General features: G+C 51.1%; 10 protein-coding genes and 5 pseudogenes. 5 read left to right on the plus strand and 10 right to left on the minus strand.

The window, feature by feature from the left end; all coding sequences use genetic code 11:
- Positions 1–346 precede the first annotated feature (346 nt).
- Positions 347–1,201: an N-acetylmuramoyl-L-alanine amidase gene (locus C0081_RS22520; protein ID WP_101535973.1), complete on the plus strand. Its 855-nt coding sequence runs from the start codon at positions 347–349 to the stop codon at positions 1,199–1,201.
- A gap of 6 nt (positions 1,202–1,207) precedes the next feature.
- Here the strand turns inward: C0081_RS22520 and C0081_RS22525 are convergent, their stop codons facing one another.
- Both C0081_RS22525 and C0081_RS22530 read right to left on the minus strand, forming a co-directional pair.
- Positions 1,208–2,215, minus strand: coding sequence for a bifunctional riboflavin kinase/FAD synthetase (locus C0081_RS22525; RefSeq protein ID WP_101535974.1), 1,008 nt, complete (start codon positions 2,213–2,215; stop codon positions 1,208–1,210).
- Between the two features lie 243 nt (positions 2,216–2,458).
- Positions 2,459–2,905, minus strand: coding sequence for a hypothetical protein (locus tag C0081_RS22530; protein WP_146006522.1), 447 nt, complete (start codon positions 2,903–2,905; stop codon positions 2,459–2,461).
- A 290-nt stretch (positions 2,906–3,195) separates the two neighbouring features.
- Between C0081_RS22530 and C0081_RS22535 the strand changes: the two genes are divergently transcribed.
- On the plus strand, positions 3,196–4,644 hold the full coding sequence (locus C0081_RS22535) for an MATE family efflux transporter (RefSeq protein WP_245418029.1): 1,449 nt from the start codon (positions 3,196–3,198) through the stop codon (positions 4,642–4,644).
- 125 nt (positions 4,645–4,769) lie between these two features.
- On the opposite strand, the gene C0081_RS22540 is transcribed toward C0081_RS22535, so the two are convergent.
- Positions 4,770–5,219 (minus strand): MaoC family dehydratase, encoded by a 450-nt coding sequence (locus C0081_RS22540; RefSeq protein WP_101536069.1) that lies wholly within the window; start codon positions 5,217–5,219, stop codon positions 4,770–4,772.
- A 532-nt stretch (positions 5,220–5,751) separates the two neighbouring features.
- On the opposite strand from C0081_RS22540, the gene C0081_RS22545 reads away from it, so the two are divergent.
- Both C0081_RS22545 and C0081_RS22550 read left to right on the plus strand, forming a co-directional pair.
- Positions 5,752–6,135, plus strand: coding sequence for a response regulator (locus tag C0081_RS22545; protein WP_101535976.1), 384 nt, complete (start codon positions 5,752–5,754; stop codon positions 6,133–6,135).
- 371 nt (positions 6,136–6,506) lie between these two features.
- Positions 6,507–7,226: a protein phosphatase CheZ gene (locus C0081_RS22550; protein ID WP_101535977.1), complete on the plus strand. Its 720-nt coding sequence runs from the start codon at positions 6,507–6,509 to the stop codon at positions 7,224–7,226.
- Positions 7,227–7,365: 139 nt separating this feature from the next.
- Here the strand turns inward: C0081_RS22550 and C0081_RS23930 are convergent.
- From C0081_RS23930 to C0081_RS22575, 5 genes and pseudogenes are all read right to left on the minus strand, one after another.
- Positions 7,366–7,446 (minus strand): annotated as a pseudogene (locus C0081_RS23930) (4Fe-4S dicluster domain-containing protein); the annotation flags it as partial.
- Positions 7,447–7,507: 61 nt separating this feature from the next.
- A pseudogene (locus C0081_RS23935) lies at positions 7,508–7,588 on the minus strand (4Fe-4S dicluster domain-containing protein); the annotation flags it as partial.
- 61 nt (positions 7,589–7,649) lie between these two features.
- A pseudogene (locus C0081_RS23940) lies at positions 7,650–7,730 on the minus strand (4Fe-4S dicluster domain-containing protein); the annotation flags it as partial.
- A gap of 61 nt (positions 7,731–7,791) precedes the next feature.
- Positions 7,792–7,884, minus strand: a pseudogene (locus C0081_RS23945) (4Fe-4S dicluster domain-containing protein); the annotation flags it as partial.
- A 49-nt stretch (positions 7,885–7,933) separates the two neighbouring features.
- On the minus strand, positions 7,934–9,619 hold the full coding sequence (locus C0081_RS22575; RefSeq protein ID WP_101535978.1) for an electron transfer flavoprotein-ubiquinone oxidoreductase: 1,686 nt from the start codon (positions 9,617–9,619) through the stop codon (positions 7,934–7,936).
- Between the two features lie 149 nt (positions 9,620–9,768).
- On the opposite strand from C0081_RS22575, the gene C0081_RS22580 reads away from it, so the two are divergent.
- Positions 9,769–10,713 carry a uracil-DNA glycosylase gene (locus C0081_RS22580; protein WP_245418030.1) on the plus strand — a complete coding sequence of 315 codons (945 nt, stop codon included), beginning with the start codon at positions 9,769–9,771 and terminating at the stop codon, positions 10,711–10,713.
- Positions 10,714–10,953: 240 nt separating this feature from the next.
- On the opposite strand, the gene C0081_RS22585 is transcribed toward C0081_RS22580, so the two are convergent.
- Positions 10,954–12,783 carry a methyl-accepting chemotaxis protein gene (locus tag C0081_RS22585; RefSeq protein ID WP_180967025.1) on the minus strand — a complete coding sequence of 610 codons (1,830 nt, stop codon included), beginning with the start codon at positions 12,781–12,783 and terminating at the stop codon, positions 10,954–10,956.
- Positions 12,784–13,191: 408 nt separating this feature from the next.
- Positions 13,192–13,653, minus strand: a pseudogene (locus C0081_RS23950) (cell wall hydrolase); the annotation flags it as partial.
- Positions 13,654–14,281 lie beyond the last annotated feature (628 nt).

Raw genomic sequence — 14,281 nt, forward strand, 5'->3', positions numbered from 1 at the left:
TCCAGACACTCTATCAATCCCGGTCCCTCGCGGGCGCATAATTTGCGCCGGTCACACGAAGGCCGGGCCAGTAATTCGGCTGGCTATGGGGCCTGTGCCTATCGGGGAGGGCGGCAGCACGGGCCGCAATATGGCGTGTATCATCTGGTCTAACGTGCGCAAGGCACTTCCGTTCAGCATTTCATCGGCCTTTTGTCTTGCGCGCGACATTAATTGAAGCCAATGCCAAGCACAAGCCCTCTTACCGATGCTGTTTCACCTGTTCCCCTAATCCCCACCGCTGATATCTGTGTGACGCTGTTTGTCAAATGCTCCCGCATCAAATCCAAGTGTATGAGGCCGACAAATGCCACAGTTTATCCGAACCAATCCCTACACCATCCGCAGTCATCGCTTATTCAAGGATGGACAGCCCATCGCCTTTATCCGATCACCCAACCAGTCAGCCGGTTTTGCCCCACGCGGCATCGTCTTGCACGACACCGCAGGTCGGCTGGAAGCGGGACAAGCTGTAAACTGGTTTCTGCAGGCCGAAGCGCGGGCATCTGCGCATTTAACAGTAGAGCGGGATGGACGCGTAACCCAGCAGGTCGGTTTTGAACGCCGCGCATGGCATGCGGGCAAGAGTTGTTATCGTGGTGAAAAAGACGTCAATGCTTTTGCTTTTGGCATTGAAATGGTCAATTTAGGAAAATGCGCCAAACGGCGCGATGGCCACCTGCAGCCGTGGTTTAAGGCTTTATATAGAGACGGAGTAGACGGTCATGACTTTGCCTTTGCCAATACCAAGGCCCATGGCAAGGGCTGGTGGCTTGATTATACCCAACAGCAGATCGAAACAGTAACCGCGCTGTGTCAGACTCTGACCGAGAAATATGGCCTGTCCTTTATTAAAGGCCATTGGGAGGTGTCACCGGGGCGCAAAATCGATCCGAGCCCTCTTTTCCCCTTGGATAGTCTGCGTACAAAACTGTTTGGTGAGCGGTTCGCAACCAAAGGCCCGCTTCTGTTGGTCGATGGTAATCTGCGGCGCTGGCCGTCCTACCACGATAATATCATCCAGATCGTGCCCAAGGGCGCGCCCATTCAAATCATCCGCTCTGGAACCTACAACCCGTTGGGGACCCCCGAAGTCTGGTATTTGGTTGAAACCAATGACCAGCAAGGCTGGCTGCATCACAGCCTGATCGATTTGGAATGAGAGCGGTCAAATAATCGCTTCGCGTTTCCAAAGCCGGGTTTCAAGCTCGGACAGCGGCTCGGCTTTGGCTAATATGGAGCGGGCTTGGTCGCTGTCTTTATCCATTTGTGCGATCAGAGCGTCCAGACCGTCAAATTTCTGCTCGCCGCGTAAATACTCATGCAATACAACACGGATTTGCTCGCCATACAGATCGCCATCAAAGTCAAACACATGGACTTCAAACACCCGCGGTCCATTGTCAAACATGGGCCGGCGGCCAAAACTGGCAACGCTGTCATGCACAGAGCCGTCCGCTCGCACCATCTTGACCGCATAAACCCCTTCGCGCAGACGGCTGTTGTCCGGCAGGGTCATATTGGCTGTGGGATAGCCCAGTTTACGGCCATTTTTCTGGCCATGCACAACAGTGCCCGAAAAGAAATGCCGATAGCCCAGCAATTTGTTGGCCGGCCCAATGGCCCCGTCTTCCAGCGCTTGGCGGATGCGGGTGGAGGAAACTGCATCACCAGTCCGGTCTGCTTTCATGTCCACAATCGTCACGCCAAAACCATGCGCAGCCCCTTGCGCCTTCAAATAATCGGGCGTTCCTGCGCGGTCTTTACCAAAATGGAAATCATAACCAGAGATCACTTTTTGAGCCGCTAGCCCGGACACAAGCATCTCTGAGATAAAGCGATCTGGTGATTGGGCTGCAAATTCTGAATTAAAGCCCAGAGAAATCATGCCATCCAACCCCAATACGCGCGCGAGCTTGGCTTTCTCAACATGGGGTGTCAGCCGGAAAACGGGTTGGTCGGGCCGGAATACGGAACGCGGGTGCGGTTCGAAGGTCAGCATAATTGCTTTTAAACCCGCCGCATGTGCTTCCTGCAGAGCATCTTCCAACACGGCTTGATGACCACGATGCATACCATCAAAATTACCAATCGCCACGACACCGCCGCGCAACGCCTCTGGCAGCGGCAGCAAAGGGTGGTGCATATCAATAAAAGCAGGGGCAATGGCCATCATCGGCAGGAGGCTCCAAGGCGCAGAGGCGCTGACTTCAAAACATCTCGAATGGGATCTCAATACAGCCTTAGGGCAAAGGTTGCTATCAGGCCGGACGTTGCCCAAATCCATCGCAAAGGTCAAGGGTACAGGTCAAGAGGAGAGATGGAATTAGCCCCTCTTATATCCACATCTTGCAAAATAGGGCCCATCTGTGACGTAACGGAGCGGTTTCAGACCCAACACCCAAGATCGGAAGACCCTTTATTGATACACCGGCTTCGGCATGGCAGCCGAGGCGTCTGGCGATCGACCCGTTTCACTTAACACAACAACAGGCGTCGATGTGGGGGTGTAGTAGATGTGGCCTCGCGCCTTTAACACTTCTCCACGCATGAGCGTTGCAGAATAGCGGCAAGATCCGCCTGACTGGCAACGTGTCAGATCATTTTTTGCAGCGACCAGATTAAAAGGCAGATGCTTGGCCCCAGGTGCTGGCAACAATTCCTGTGCGACGATAACGCCGGATGCATCGCTAAAGTTCAAAGTTATGATGTCGCCATCAAGGGCAGCAAAAGCCCACTGCACTTCTCCTTGGATGCTTTTGCCGGTGGGAATCACCGTCCCCAAGCCTGACGAGATACTCTGGCAGCCAGAAAAAACCGCACAGGCAAGAAAGGCGAATAAAGAACGGATCCACAAATGTCTCATGGCAATCTCACAATCAGAACAAACAATAATTTGGGTGAAAGCCGCCAAGCGGTTCGGCCCACGGCTGTGACGTTGAGACAAATTTCGGTTCCTGTCCAGTTGCCGCTTTGCTTGAAAGGTGAATTTGGGGGCTATACACGCCAAAAAAACACCGATAATGTCTCAGATCAACATACGGTTCCGGTGTTTTCCGGTTATGGCGCCCCTGTTTTGCTTCTTATAAGCGGGATCAATGGCCCCCAGACCAGAGAACAAAATTGCCGGCCATTCCTTCAGATCTTGGTGATCCTATGCACGACCAGCAAAAAGAGCTGGAAGAGCAGAGCAATGATGCCACTGCATCAGTCTCTGCTTATTCCGATGACGAAAAAGGCACATATATGTCATGGGGAGGTGAATTGCGCGCCACTGTGGCATTGGCATGGCCACTTGTGCTCACACAACTGGCGCAATTCTCGCTCCAGACAACAGACGTCATTATGATGGGTTGGCTGGGGCGCGACTATTTGGCGGCGGGTTCGTTGGCCTCTGCCTTGTTGCACCCATTGTTGCTGCTCGGCATTGGGTCTCTGACAGCGGTTGCACCAATGGTGGCCCAAGCCATCGGGGCCAGAGACTATACTTCAGTCCGTCGTACAGCAAGGCAAGGCATATGGGTCTCTGCGTTGCTCGCGATTATCGTGATGACCATTTTGTATCAGGCCGAGACCATTTTTATCAGTCTTGGACAAATTGAGCAGACGTCAGCCATGGCTCAGTCTTATCTCAATTTTGCCGCGCTGGGCCTGTTTCCCGCCATGGGGTTCATTGCCTTGCGGGGATTGGTAACTGCGCACAGTGAAACCAAGGTCGTGTTGATCGTCACCATTGGCAGTTTTTTCGTAAACGCACTGGGCAATTATACCCTGATGTTCGGCAACTTCGGCTTTCCTCGCCTAGAGCTGGCCGGTGCTGGCATATCCACCAGTGTTGTCAATACCTTCGTTTTCGTCGCTCTGTTGATCTTTGTGGGCCGTGGCAAGACCTATCGAGCCTATCAGGTGTTTGCCCGCTTCTGGAAACCTGACTGGCCTCGTTTTCTTGAAATGCTGCGCATAGGCGTACCCATTGGACTGATGATCATGGTCGAGGTGGGGTTATTCTCTGCAGCCACCGTTTTAATGGGCTGGTTGGGCAATGATGAGCTTGCCGCGCACACGGTTGCGCTGCAATGCGCTGCAATTGCTTTCATGGTGCCGCTGGGGCTTAGTCAGGCAACGACCATACGCACAGGACTTGCTTATGGTCGTAAATCACTGGAAGGTATTCGAGTCGCGGGTTGGGTTTCCATTGTGATGGGGACCAGCTTTATGGCTCTGACCTGTTTGCTGTTCCTGACAATTCCCAATAGCCTTATTCGCCTGTTCCTTGATCCCGCCAACCCTCAAAACGCAACTCCTCACCTCTTGGCGGTAAGCTATTTGGCCTATGCCGGTCTGTTTCAGTTGTTCGATGGCCTGCAAGCGATGACCGCAGGGACATTGAGAGGGCTGGGTGATACGAGTGGTCCCATGATCATTGCCATTCTAGGCTATTGGGCTTGCGGCCTGCCTACGTCCTATTACTTTGGTTTTATCCTTGATTGGCAAGGCGAGGGCATTTGGTTGGGTTTGGCGATGGGGCTTGCTGTGACCGGTGTGGCGCTGCTCATTCGGTTCAACAGTAGAGAACGATTCGGCTTGCTTAAATTTAAGCATTAAGGGCGTCCCGCCTTAGGGGAGGGGCGTGAGCGGAACGTATCGCCTGACAAAAAAGCGCTCCCTTTGTACAAAAGGGGAGCGCTTTTTATTAATCGTGCCATATTTGCAGCTTCGTTTGATCCCGTTCAGGCCGGCTTTTTAGGTGCCACCACGGTGGCCTCGCCAGAAAGGACCAGAGTGTTACCGACTCTGGCTTCGCATTCCAGCACCACCCGCCGTCCTCGATCGATCATTTCATTGATCGTAACTGCCACATCTATTTTGTCTCCGACGCGAACGGGCGCAGAAAATTTCAGTGTCTGTGAAAGGTAAATAGCGCCCGGGCCGGGCAAGCGCATTCCCAGAAGGGCGGAAAAAAGGCTGGCCGTATAAAGCCCATGGGCAATGTTGCTACCGAATTGGCTGGCTTGCCCATAGTCTTTATCAGTATGGATTGGATTATGATCGCCAGAAACGGCGGCAAAGGCTGCTATATCTTCTTCGCGCACAATATGGCTAAAGCTCTCGCTCTGCCCAATGCTCATATCTTGGTAATAGACAGTCCGGGCTTGGACGCCTTCAAGAGGTGCTGTCATCGTATGGTCCCCTACATTTTCTGAGCAAGCGATCTCTACATTCAATCCCGCTTTATGGTCTCTTTGGAGCCAATCAAAAATTGAATTGTCGCGCTGCAGCATTTGTGAGCATACGCAACATGATTTTGAAGGGCAACGTGACATAGCGCCTATGCAGCCAAAGACGTAGGTAAAAATGCATTTAGAGGCGTTTGCCTTAGGGGTGCCTAACATGGTGTTGGAATAGCAAAAGCAGTGAATATTAGGATCTTTACATGGTTAATCGAAATAAAGGTTAGGAAAGTCTAAACAAATTACTACAGTTAAGTAAATTTTTGGGTCATTTTTGCCTGTTTACTGCAAAATGGGGTCCTTTTCGTACAATCGCTCTTTTGTAAGTTTCTGCCAGTTAACTGCTTTTTTAAACCCTTGAGCTAGTCTGCAATCAGGATCAGGGAACGAGGATTCCTTGATAACGATAAAAAAAACAGTCTGAAAAGTCGGTAAGCCCGCCATGCAAGGCGGCAAAGCAGTGTGAGTTTGGAGTAAAGAAATGGCCCTCGATCTTTCTATGCCAGTATTGGTTGTCGACGATTACAAAACCATGATCAGGATTATCAAAAACCTGCTCAAGCAACTTGGTTTCGAAGATGTGGATGATGCCGCTGATGGCACCGAAGCATTGGCGAAAATGCAGGGCCGTCGTTACGGACTTGTGATTTCTGACTGGAACATGGAGCCTATGACAGGTTACGAACTGCTCAAACAAGTTCGTTCCAGTGACAGTTTGTCAAAAACACCATTCATTATGGTAACTGCTGAATCGAAAACGGAAAATGTGATTGCAGCCAAAAAGGCCGGTGTGAACAACTACATTGTGAAGCCGTTTAATGCAGCCACATTGAAAACCAAAATTGACGCTGTCTTCGACAACTAAGATGGTTCACCTCGGCACGGTCTGTGAGGGGCGTGGTCTGGGGCGATTTTGTTAGACTGATGAGAGTTCGTTAGGGTCGAGGCGCCGGGAATATGACCCGGCCCTACTCCCTGAACAACAACCATTAATCGGCCTATGAATGCTTTGTAGGTACCATTCTCGCGGATGTGACCTATGTCGCTCGATTGATTTTCAATCTTGCAAGAACATCCCGATGGGAAACCATCTGGCAACAAGGACGCATATTCTCAAAAACCGGGAAAGCATGAGCTCCGGCGTTTTACCCGCAAACGCCTATCTGCAGAGCTATTCGCTTTGAACCGATTTTAATGATCATGAATGCGCCATAAAAAGACAGTGAGGATCGCCAAATGGGTCAAGCAAAGCAGCTTAAAGTAGACAAAGTGGCACAGCTTGTCACTTTTCTGGAAACCAACAAAGGTGAAAATCTAACGCTGACTGATATCATGTCGATGGCAGAAGTGATGGCCGGAAGTCTTGAATCATGTGTTCAGGCTATGGACAAGTCTCTGTATCAAGAGTTTGAGTCCATTGCGTCCGAGATTTCTTCGATGAAGAAGGAAATTGCCTCGTTAAGCCCTGGCGAAATGCGCGATAATCATATTCCGGAGGCGGGACGAGAGCTTGATGCTGTGGTTGAGGCCACTGAAACCGCCACCAATATCATTATGTCCTCGGCTGAGGAAATTATGGCCGCTGATCCCAGCGACACGAAGGCTTATCAGGAGATCGTGAATGATAAGGTGATTGAAATTTTCGAAGCTTGCTCGTTCCAAGACATTACGGGCCAACGCATCTCCAAAGTTGTGCATGCTCTAAAAGTGATCGATGAGCGCGTAGCGGCCTTTATTGACCGTTTGAAAGTTGATGATCATTCAGATTATGTCCGCGAAGAATCCGATCAGGACCGCCGTAAGCGGGAACAGATCCTGCATGGCCCTCAGCTCGTTGGTGAAGGTGTTAACCAATCGGAAGTTGACGCGATGATGGCCGATTTTTCTTTCGACAAAATTACCGAAGACGATCCCAAGGGAAGCAGCCAAGACGATATTGACGCGTTGTTCGGCTAACTGCTTTTGACCTTTATATTCTTCCAGAGAAGCCGGGCGTTGCTCGGCTTTTGCATTATTAGGGTCTTTGATGTCTCGAGATAGGCCATGCGGTTGTGCCGCATGACCAGCCTATCGGTGTGACAAACCTGTGGCAGCGTTACATGTTCGGATATGTCGGTCCGCCCGCACCTTCCGGCACAGTCCATGTAATATTCCCGTTGGGGTCTTTGATGTCTCGAGATAGGCCATGCGGTTGTGCCGCATGACCAGCCTATCGGTGTGACAAACCTGTGGCAGCGTTACATGTTCGGATATGTCGGTCCGCCCGCACCTTCCGGCACAGTCCATGTAATATTCCCGTTGGGGTCTTTGATGTCTCGAGATAGGCCATGCGGTTGTGCCGCATGACCAGCCTATCGGTGTGACAAACCTGTGGCAGCGTTACATGTTCGGATATGTCGGTCCGCCCGCACCTTCCGGCACAGTCCATGTAATATTCCCGTTGGGGTCTTTGATGTCTCGAGATAGGCCATGCGGTTGTGCCGCATGACCAGCCTATCGGTGTGACAAACCTGTGGCAGCGTTACATGTTCGGATATGTCGGTCCGCCCGCACCTTCCGGCACAGTCCATGTAATATTCCCGTTGGGGTCTTTGATGTCTCGAGATAGGCCATGCGGTTGTGCCGCATGACCAGCCTATCGGTGTGACAAACCTGTGGCAGCGTTACATGTTCGGATATGTCGGTCCGCCCGCACCTTCCGGCACAGTCCATGTAATATTCCCGTTGGGGTCTTTGATGTCACAGGTCTTGCAGTGAACGCAGTTCTGGGCATTGATCACATATTTCATTGCGCCTGGATTGCTGTCATCCTCCACCCATTCATACACCCCGGCAGGGCAGAAGCGAGTGGAGAGGCCTGCATATACGTCATATTCCGATGATTTCTGCAAAGCTTCATCTGCCAGTACCAAATGGGATGGCTGATCCTCTTCATGGTTTGCTCCAGACAAGAAAACAGATGACAGGCGATCAAAGGTGATTTTGCCGTCTGGTTTTGGATAGTCAATCGGCTTGCATTGGGAGGCAGGCAGAGTGCTCAGCGCATCACTCTTACCGTGCTTCAAAGTGCCAAACGGTGAGAAGCCAAATAGAGTATTCATCCACATATCAAGGCCGCCCAGTGCGACACCGACAGTCAGGCCAAACTTGGCCCACAAAGGTTTGACGTTACGCACCTTGAACAGGTCTTTGCCGATCGATCCTGAGCGCCAGTTTTCCTCAAAGGCGGAAAGCTCATCTGCCGATCGCCCTTCGGACAAAGCATCAATCAGCACATCAGCCGCTTCAATGCCCGAATCCATCGCATTGTGGATGCCTTTGATGCGCGGAACATTGACCAAACCTGCCGAACACCCAATTAACGCTCCACCGGGGAAGGTCAGCTTGGGCACGGATTGATAGCCCCCTTCTGCGATACAGCGTGCACCGTAGGAAATCCGCTTTCCGCCTTCAAACACATCCTTGATGGCAGGGTGTGTCTTGAAACGCTGGAATTCATCAAACGGCGAGAGATAGGGGTTTTTATAATTGAGATACACCACCATACCGACGGCCACCTGATTATTTTCCAAGTGATACAAGAAAGAGCCGCCGCCGGTTTTTCCATCAAGTGGCCAACCAAAGGTGTGTTCCACCAGACCTTCACGATGGTTTTCCGGTTTAATTTCCCACAGCTCTTTGATGCCGATGCCAAATTTTGGAATGTCGCTGTCTTTGTCGAGCTCGTATTTAGCAATCAGCTGTTTGGCCAGCGAACCGCGCACCCCTTCACCAATCAGGGTATATTTGCCCAGCAGCTCCATGCCGCGCATGTAGGTGTCTTTGGGTTGGCCATCTTTACCCACGCCCATGTCGCCCGTGGCCACGCCCCGTACCGCGCCATTGTCATCATAAAGCACTTCAGCTGCGGCAAAGCCGGGATAAATTTCAACGCCAAGGGCTTCGGCTTTTTCTGCCAGCCAGCGGCAGAGATTGCCAAGAGAAATGATATAATTGCCGTGATTGTTCATCAATGGCGGCATCATCAAATTGGGCAGCGGTATCGCGCCAGCGGGGCCCAATAGTCTGAAGCGGTCTTTTTTTACCTGTATCTTCAGAGGGCAACTCTCATCTTCTTTCCAATCAGGAATAAGACGCGTCAACGCAATTGGATCTATGACGGCACCGGACAATATATGCGCACCGACTTCAGAACCTTTTTCCAGCACGACGACAGAAACCTCTTCTCCTTTTTCCGCTGCCAACTGTTTGATTCGAATAGCAGCAGAGAGGCCCGCAGGGCCTGCACCGACGATCACCACATCGAAATCCATGCTTTCGCGTTCAGGGAGTTCGTTCATCTCTGCCATTTTGTTGGTCCTTTATATTATCAGGTCATTCAAAGTGTTATCTTGGGCCTCTTGCGGCCCTTCGTTACATTTTCAAGTTGGCCCTGGATCTCATGTTGCCCTATAAGATATCTTTAGCGGAAAGAGAAGGCGGATTCCAAGTGGTCAATATGCTTAACATGGTAACTTCTTCCGATGATTTGGCAGCACTCCTTGATTGGTATGCCGCCCTCGGGGCTGATTGTGCCTTGGATGAAGCCCCTCAGAACCGCTTTGAAGAAACCCAGCGGCAATTGCAAGCACGGCAACAAGCGCGCATCCATGCACAACGACCTCAAGGTCAAGTGGCGCCTTCAAATCCTGCCGGTCCTGCGATTGTGTCACCGTCGCGCTCTAAACCGTCCACTCCTTTGCCCAATTCACCCAGCCGGTCTCAACAAAAAGCAACGGCCTCCAGTATGCCTGGTGGTGGGGCAGCGTTCGCTACTTCTGGAAATGCAGGTCAGTTGGAAGACGCAGCAGCGCGGGCGATGCACGCGCCCACGTTGATAGAACTGCGCAAGGCACTGGCGGAGTTTGATGGTTGCAGCTTGAAATTTTCTGCCAAGAGTCTGGTGTTTGGAGATGGTAACCCTGATGCAGACGTAATGTTCATTGGTGAAGCCCCCGGCCGAGACGAGGACTTGCAAGGTGTGCCTTTTGTCGGGCGGGCAGGGCAATTGCTTGACAAGATGATGGCGGCCATTGGTCGTGATCGCAGCAATTCTTATATCACCAATATTTTGCCTTGGCGTCCACCGGGAAACCGGCAGCCCAGTCTTGATGAACAGGCCATGTTGCGCCCCTTCATTCATCGCCATATCGAACTTGTGAATCCTAAAATTCTTGTCTTTTTGGGTGGCACCGCTGCACAGCAATTGTTGGGTTCAAAAGAAGGCATCATGCGTCTGCGTGGCAAATGGAACAACTATGCCATTGGCTCCGAAAACAGCACACGCAATATTCCGGTGATGCCTACACTCCACCCTGCGTTCCTGTTGCGCACCCCTGCACAAAAACGGTCTGCCTGGCAGGATCTACTCGAAGTCGCCGCCAAACTTGACGCACTGGCATAGACGCAAGGTCAAGTGATTTAAGCTCGATAACCTTCCCGGTGTCTGCAATCTGATTTTAATATGGTTCGGGTCTTACGGTCTGGATCGAGGTTTTCAGCGCATCCGGCCATTCTTGGCACAGATGGCGTACTCGCTTCACCGTAGGTTTGCAATTTTCAAGATCACTGTCGGCATATTGAGAAGGGAAAGAAAAACCGCTCCTCAAGGGAGCGGTTTTTCAGTGTCAAGATTTTGGCTTTATCAAGCCGCGGCCACATTTTTAAGGAAGTGATTGACCACTTCCTGCATGTCGTCGGCTTTGGCGGAAACCTGCTTCGCTGCAATAAGAACCTGCTCAGAGGACATCAGGTTGTCACTGGCTGCTTGCGTTACGCCGCCAATATTCTGGTTGACTTCGCCTGCGCCTGCCGCTGCCAGTTGGACATTGCGACTGATTTCTTCGGTCGCGCTGCCTTGTTCTTCAACTGCGGTGGCGATCATGTTGGTTGCCGAGCCAACTTCCTGCATGGTGTTCGCAATGCCTTGGATCGCCGACACTGCTGCGTCTGTTTCCGATTGGATAGCCGCGATTTGACCAGATATGGCTTCCGTCGCTTTGGAGGTCTGGTTGGCCAGATCTTTCACCTCGGCTGCCACAATCGCAAAGCCGCGACCGGCATCTCCGGCTCGAGCCGCTTCGATGGTTGCGTTCAGGGCCAATAGATTGGTCTGTTCGGCAATAGTCTGGATCATGTTCACCACATCGCCCACTTGTTGCGCAGCATGGGCAAGGCTGGCCACTTTGCTATCGGCCTCGGCAGCTGCGGACATAGCTCCCTGAACCACATCGGACGTATTGGTTGTCTGCCGACCAATTTCCAGTATCGAGGCTGAAAGCTCTTCAGCTGCCGCGGCAACGGCCTGTATATTTTCACTCGCCAAATTGGAGGCGCGCGCCACTTCTTCAGCCTGAGAGGATGTCTGAGTTGAATTGGCGGACAGGGCGCTGGCCGTTTCTTCCATACCATTGGTGGTTGATACCACAGTACCAAGCATGGCCTGTGATGTTTCGCGGAAAGAATCGATCATTGCATCGATATTGTTTTGGCGCGTTATGCGAGCCTCTTGCTCTCGTTCTGTTGCGTCCTTGAGGCGCGCACGCTCGATGGCATTTTGCTTAAACACCATGACCGCCTTGGCGATGTCGCCAATTTCATTGCGTTGCTCGGTCGAGGGAATGCTGGTTTGCATGTCGCCGGACGCAAGATGAGTCATGGCATCAATGATGGATCGGATTGGGCGAATAATGCCAATGCTTATGAAATATCCCAATAGGACAGCAATCAGTAAAGTGCTGACGCCGACCACCAGAAAGATCAAATTGACCAAATCTCCGGCCTTTTTCGAGGCATTGGTTGCTTCTTCTGCTCCTTCAATAGCAGCCTCGACCACCACCTGAAAATCAATTTCCATCATGGCATACCGGCCATCAAGATTGACAGATTCACCTCTGATGGATTGCTGGACCTCGGACCATTCTGTCAGCTTGGCTTCATACTGTTCGACCATCGCAAGCAAATCTTTGCGTGCCTTCGGTGAAAGTATTGCATATTTTAGCAGTCCTTCGAATTCGGTGCGGCGGTCTCCAACCATTGCAAGATATTTGGAGTCTTGGTGCAACATATAGTCTTTCTCATGCTGACGCATTTGCAGCACGGAAATGACCAGTTTGTTCTGGCCGGCCTTCATGATATCGGCCTCGACCTTTTGAGCTAAAGTGCGCAATTCGCCATTCAGGCCAAGGTCTTCGGTAATGCCGAGCTTGCTTTTTAGTGCCACTACTTTGGCGAAGCCATCATTGTAATCCACGATGTTTTCTTCGATCATGTCGAGATCGTCGGAGACGTCTTTTGCAACCGAAAGCTTGCGCATGTCGGCAATATTCTCGCGCACTTTGGTATAGGCAAGGTCAAACCGGTTGGGATATTTCGACTTTCCACTGAGCAGGAAGTCTTTTTCATTCTGCCGCATGTTCAAAACATCTGTTTCGATCTGTTCGGCAAGGCTTAGCATGTGATTATTCTCACTCATCTTAACTCCTGCGGCAGATTTCATCTGGTTTCCCAAATAATATGCCCCTCCAAGTGCGATGACCGAGATGACGGAAATTGCGGTCAGGGCCGCAATCCGGTGCGAAATTTTCAAATTTTTGATAAAATCAAAGGAAAATCTAGGTAGCGACATCATAAATCCACCATTTCAGGCAAGGGATCCGAGGAAAATTCTCGATAGATGTGGCGCACAATCTATCGGGAGTAGGTGTGCGACACACAATCTACCCCAATAGGTAGGACGAAAGTCTGAATTAAATCTTATGTCGCGACAAATTGGCTTTGGATATTATGTCGCACGCAATTATGACCATGTCAGAAATGCCAAAGCGGGCTACCAATGAGCCCGCTTCTTAGCTAGTCAGATTTTTCATCAATCAATGAGGGGTCAGCTCCAGCCGCCGCCATAGGTTTTATAGAAGATATGCAAGCCGATTTTCTTGCGTTTCTTCATCGTGCGTGCCCATTTGGGACGGACATAGGTGGCGTGATAATGGGTGGATGACCCAACAGATTTTAGCCAGACTTCACCATCAATAACCTGATTGGCGTATTTCCAAGCCAGATCCCATGCTTTTTTCGAGCGAATGCGGTCAGGAATACGATCACAAGCAAAGGAGAACTGGCACGCATTGCGCTTATGCTGGTTCTGATAGACCACGCCACACAAACTGTTGGGGTAGGTCGGGTTTTTAACTCGGTTGGCCACAACTTGAGCAACGGCGATTTGACCTGATTCTGGCTCGGAGCGTGCCTCGAAATAAATGGCATTGGCCAGACATGTTCTTTGTTTCTTGGTGTAGGATGATTTTGGCAGTTTGTTGGTAACCCAAGCATGCTCACCCTTGGCATCAATTTTGGCCTTTTGAGCCTTGTCGCTGCTGCCGAAGCTAAACCAACTTGCAAACCGTGATTTTTTCTTGCTCGTTTCCTCGCGCTCTCCTGACAAGGAAGCCAACTGCAATTTTGCTCTGCGTTCTTTGCTTTTTGCGAGTGTCAGCCCTTCGTGTTTGGCCGACGCGTCATTTTCCTCTGCGATTGCAGCGCTTTGTTCAAGCTCTTTTTTTGCCTCGGCGGCTTGCAAATTGGCAACAACGGGGGATACATCAAGCGGCTGGCTCACTTTCGCCGCTTGTTGTTGTGTTGTTTGTTGGGCGGTAAAGGCTGCGCGTGGGCGCGGAAGTTCCGTGATAGGCGTGAGGGCGGCTATCTTTTGTACTTTTGTTTCCGATGCAGAAGTTTCTTTGTTTTCAGACGTTACACCAGAAAGCGTTCTGTTGAGATCTTCAACGGCTCCCAGAATAGTAACCTGATTGCCTTCGCTGATCTGACCACTATTTTGTTCGGTCAAGATGGCCTTGAATGGTTCTTCAAGTGCTTCAACCGAAGTCTGCGCATAAGCGAGCGCTGTAGAGCCGGTAATCAGCGTATCTTGATCTTGCGTGCTTGAAGGAGACTGTGTCGCAGGGCTGTTCTGC

This window comes from Cohaesibacter celericrescens, assembly GCF_002866925.1.
Lineage (GTDB): Bacteria > Pseudomonadota > Alphaproteobacteria > Rhizobiales > Cohaesibacteraceae > Cohaesibacter > Cohaesibacter celericrescens.

Coding starts and splice junctions, on each gene's coding strand:
- C0081_RS22520 (WP_101535973.1), top strand. CDS start 347: ATGCCACAGTTTATCCGAACCAATCCCTACACCATCCGCAGTCATCGC.
- C0081_RS22525 (WP_101535974.1), bottom strand. CDS start 2,215: ATGATGGCCATTGCCCCTGCTTTTATTGATATGCACCACCCTTTGCTG.
- C0081_RS22530 (WP_146006522.1), bottom strand. CDS start 2,905: ATGAGACATTTGTGGATCCGTTCTTTATTCGCCTTTCTTGCCTGTGCG.
- C0081_RS22535 (WP_245418029.1), top strand. CDS start 3,196: ATGCACGACCAGCAAAAAGAGCTGGAAGAGCAGAGCAATGATGCCACT.
- C0081_RS22540 (WP_101536069.1), bottom strand. CDS start 5,219: ATGACAGCACCTCTTGAAGGCGTCCAAGCCCGGACTGTCTATTACCAA.
- C0081_RS22545 (WP_101535976.1), top strand. CDS start 5,752: ATGGCCCTCGATCTTTCTATGCCAGTATTGGTTGTCGACGATTACAAA.
- C0081_RS22550 (WP_101535977.1), top strand. CDS start 6,507: ATGGGTCAAGCAAAGCAGCTTAAAGTAGACAAAGTGGCACAGCTTGTC.
- C0081_RS22575 (WP_101535978.1), bottom strand. CDS start 9,619: ATGGCAGAGATGAACGAACTCCCTGAACGCGAAAGCATGGATTTCGAT.
- C0081_RS22580 (WP_245418030.1), top strand. CDS start 9,769: ATGCTTAACATGGTAACTTCTTCCGATGATTTGGCAGCACTCCTTGAT.
- C0081_RS22585 (WP_180967025.1), bottom strand. CDS start 12,783: ATGAGTGAGAATAATCACATGCTAAGCCTTGCCGAACAGATCGAAACA.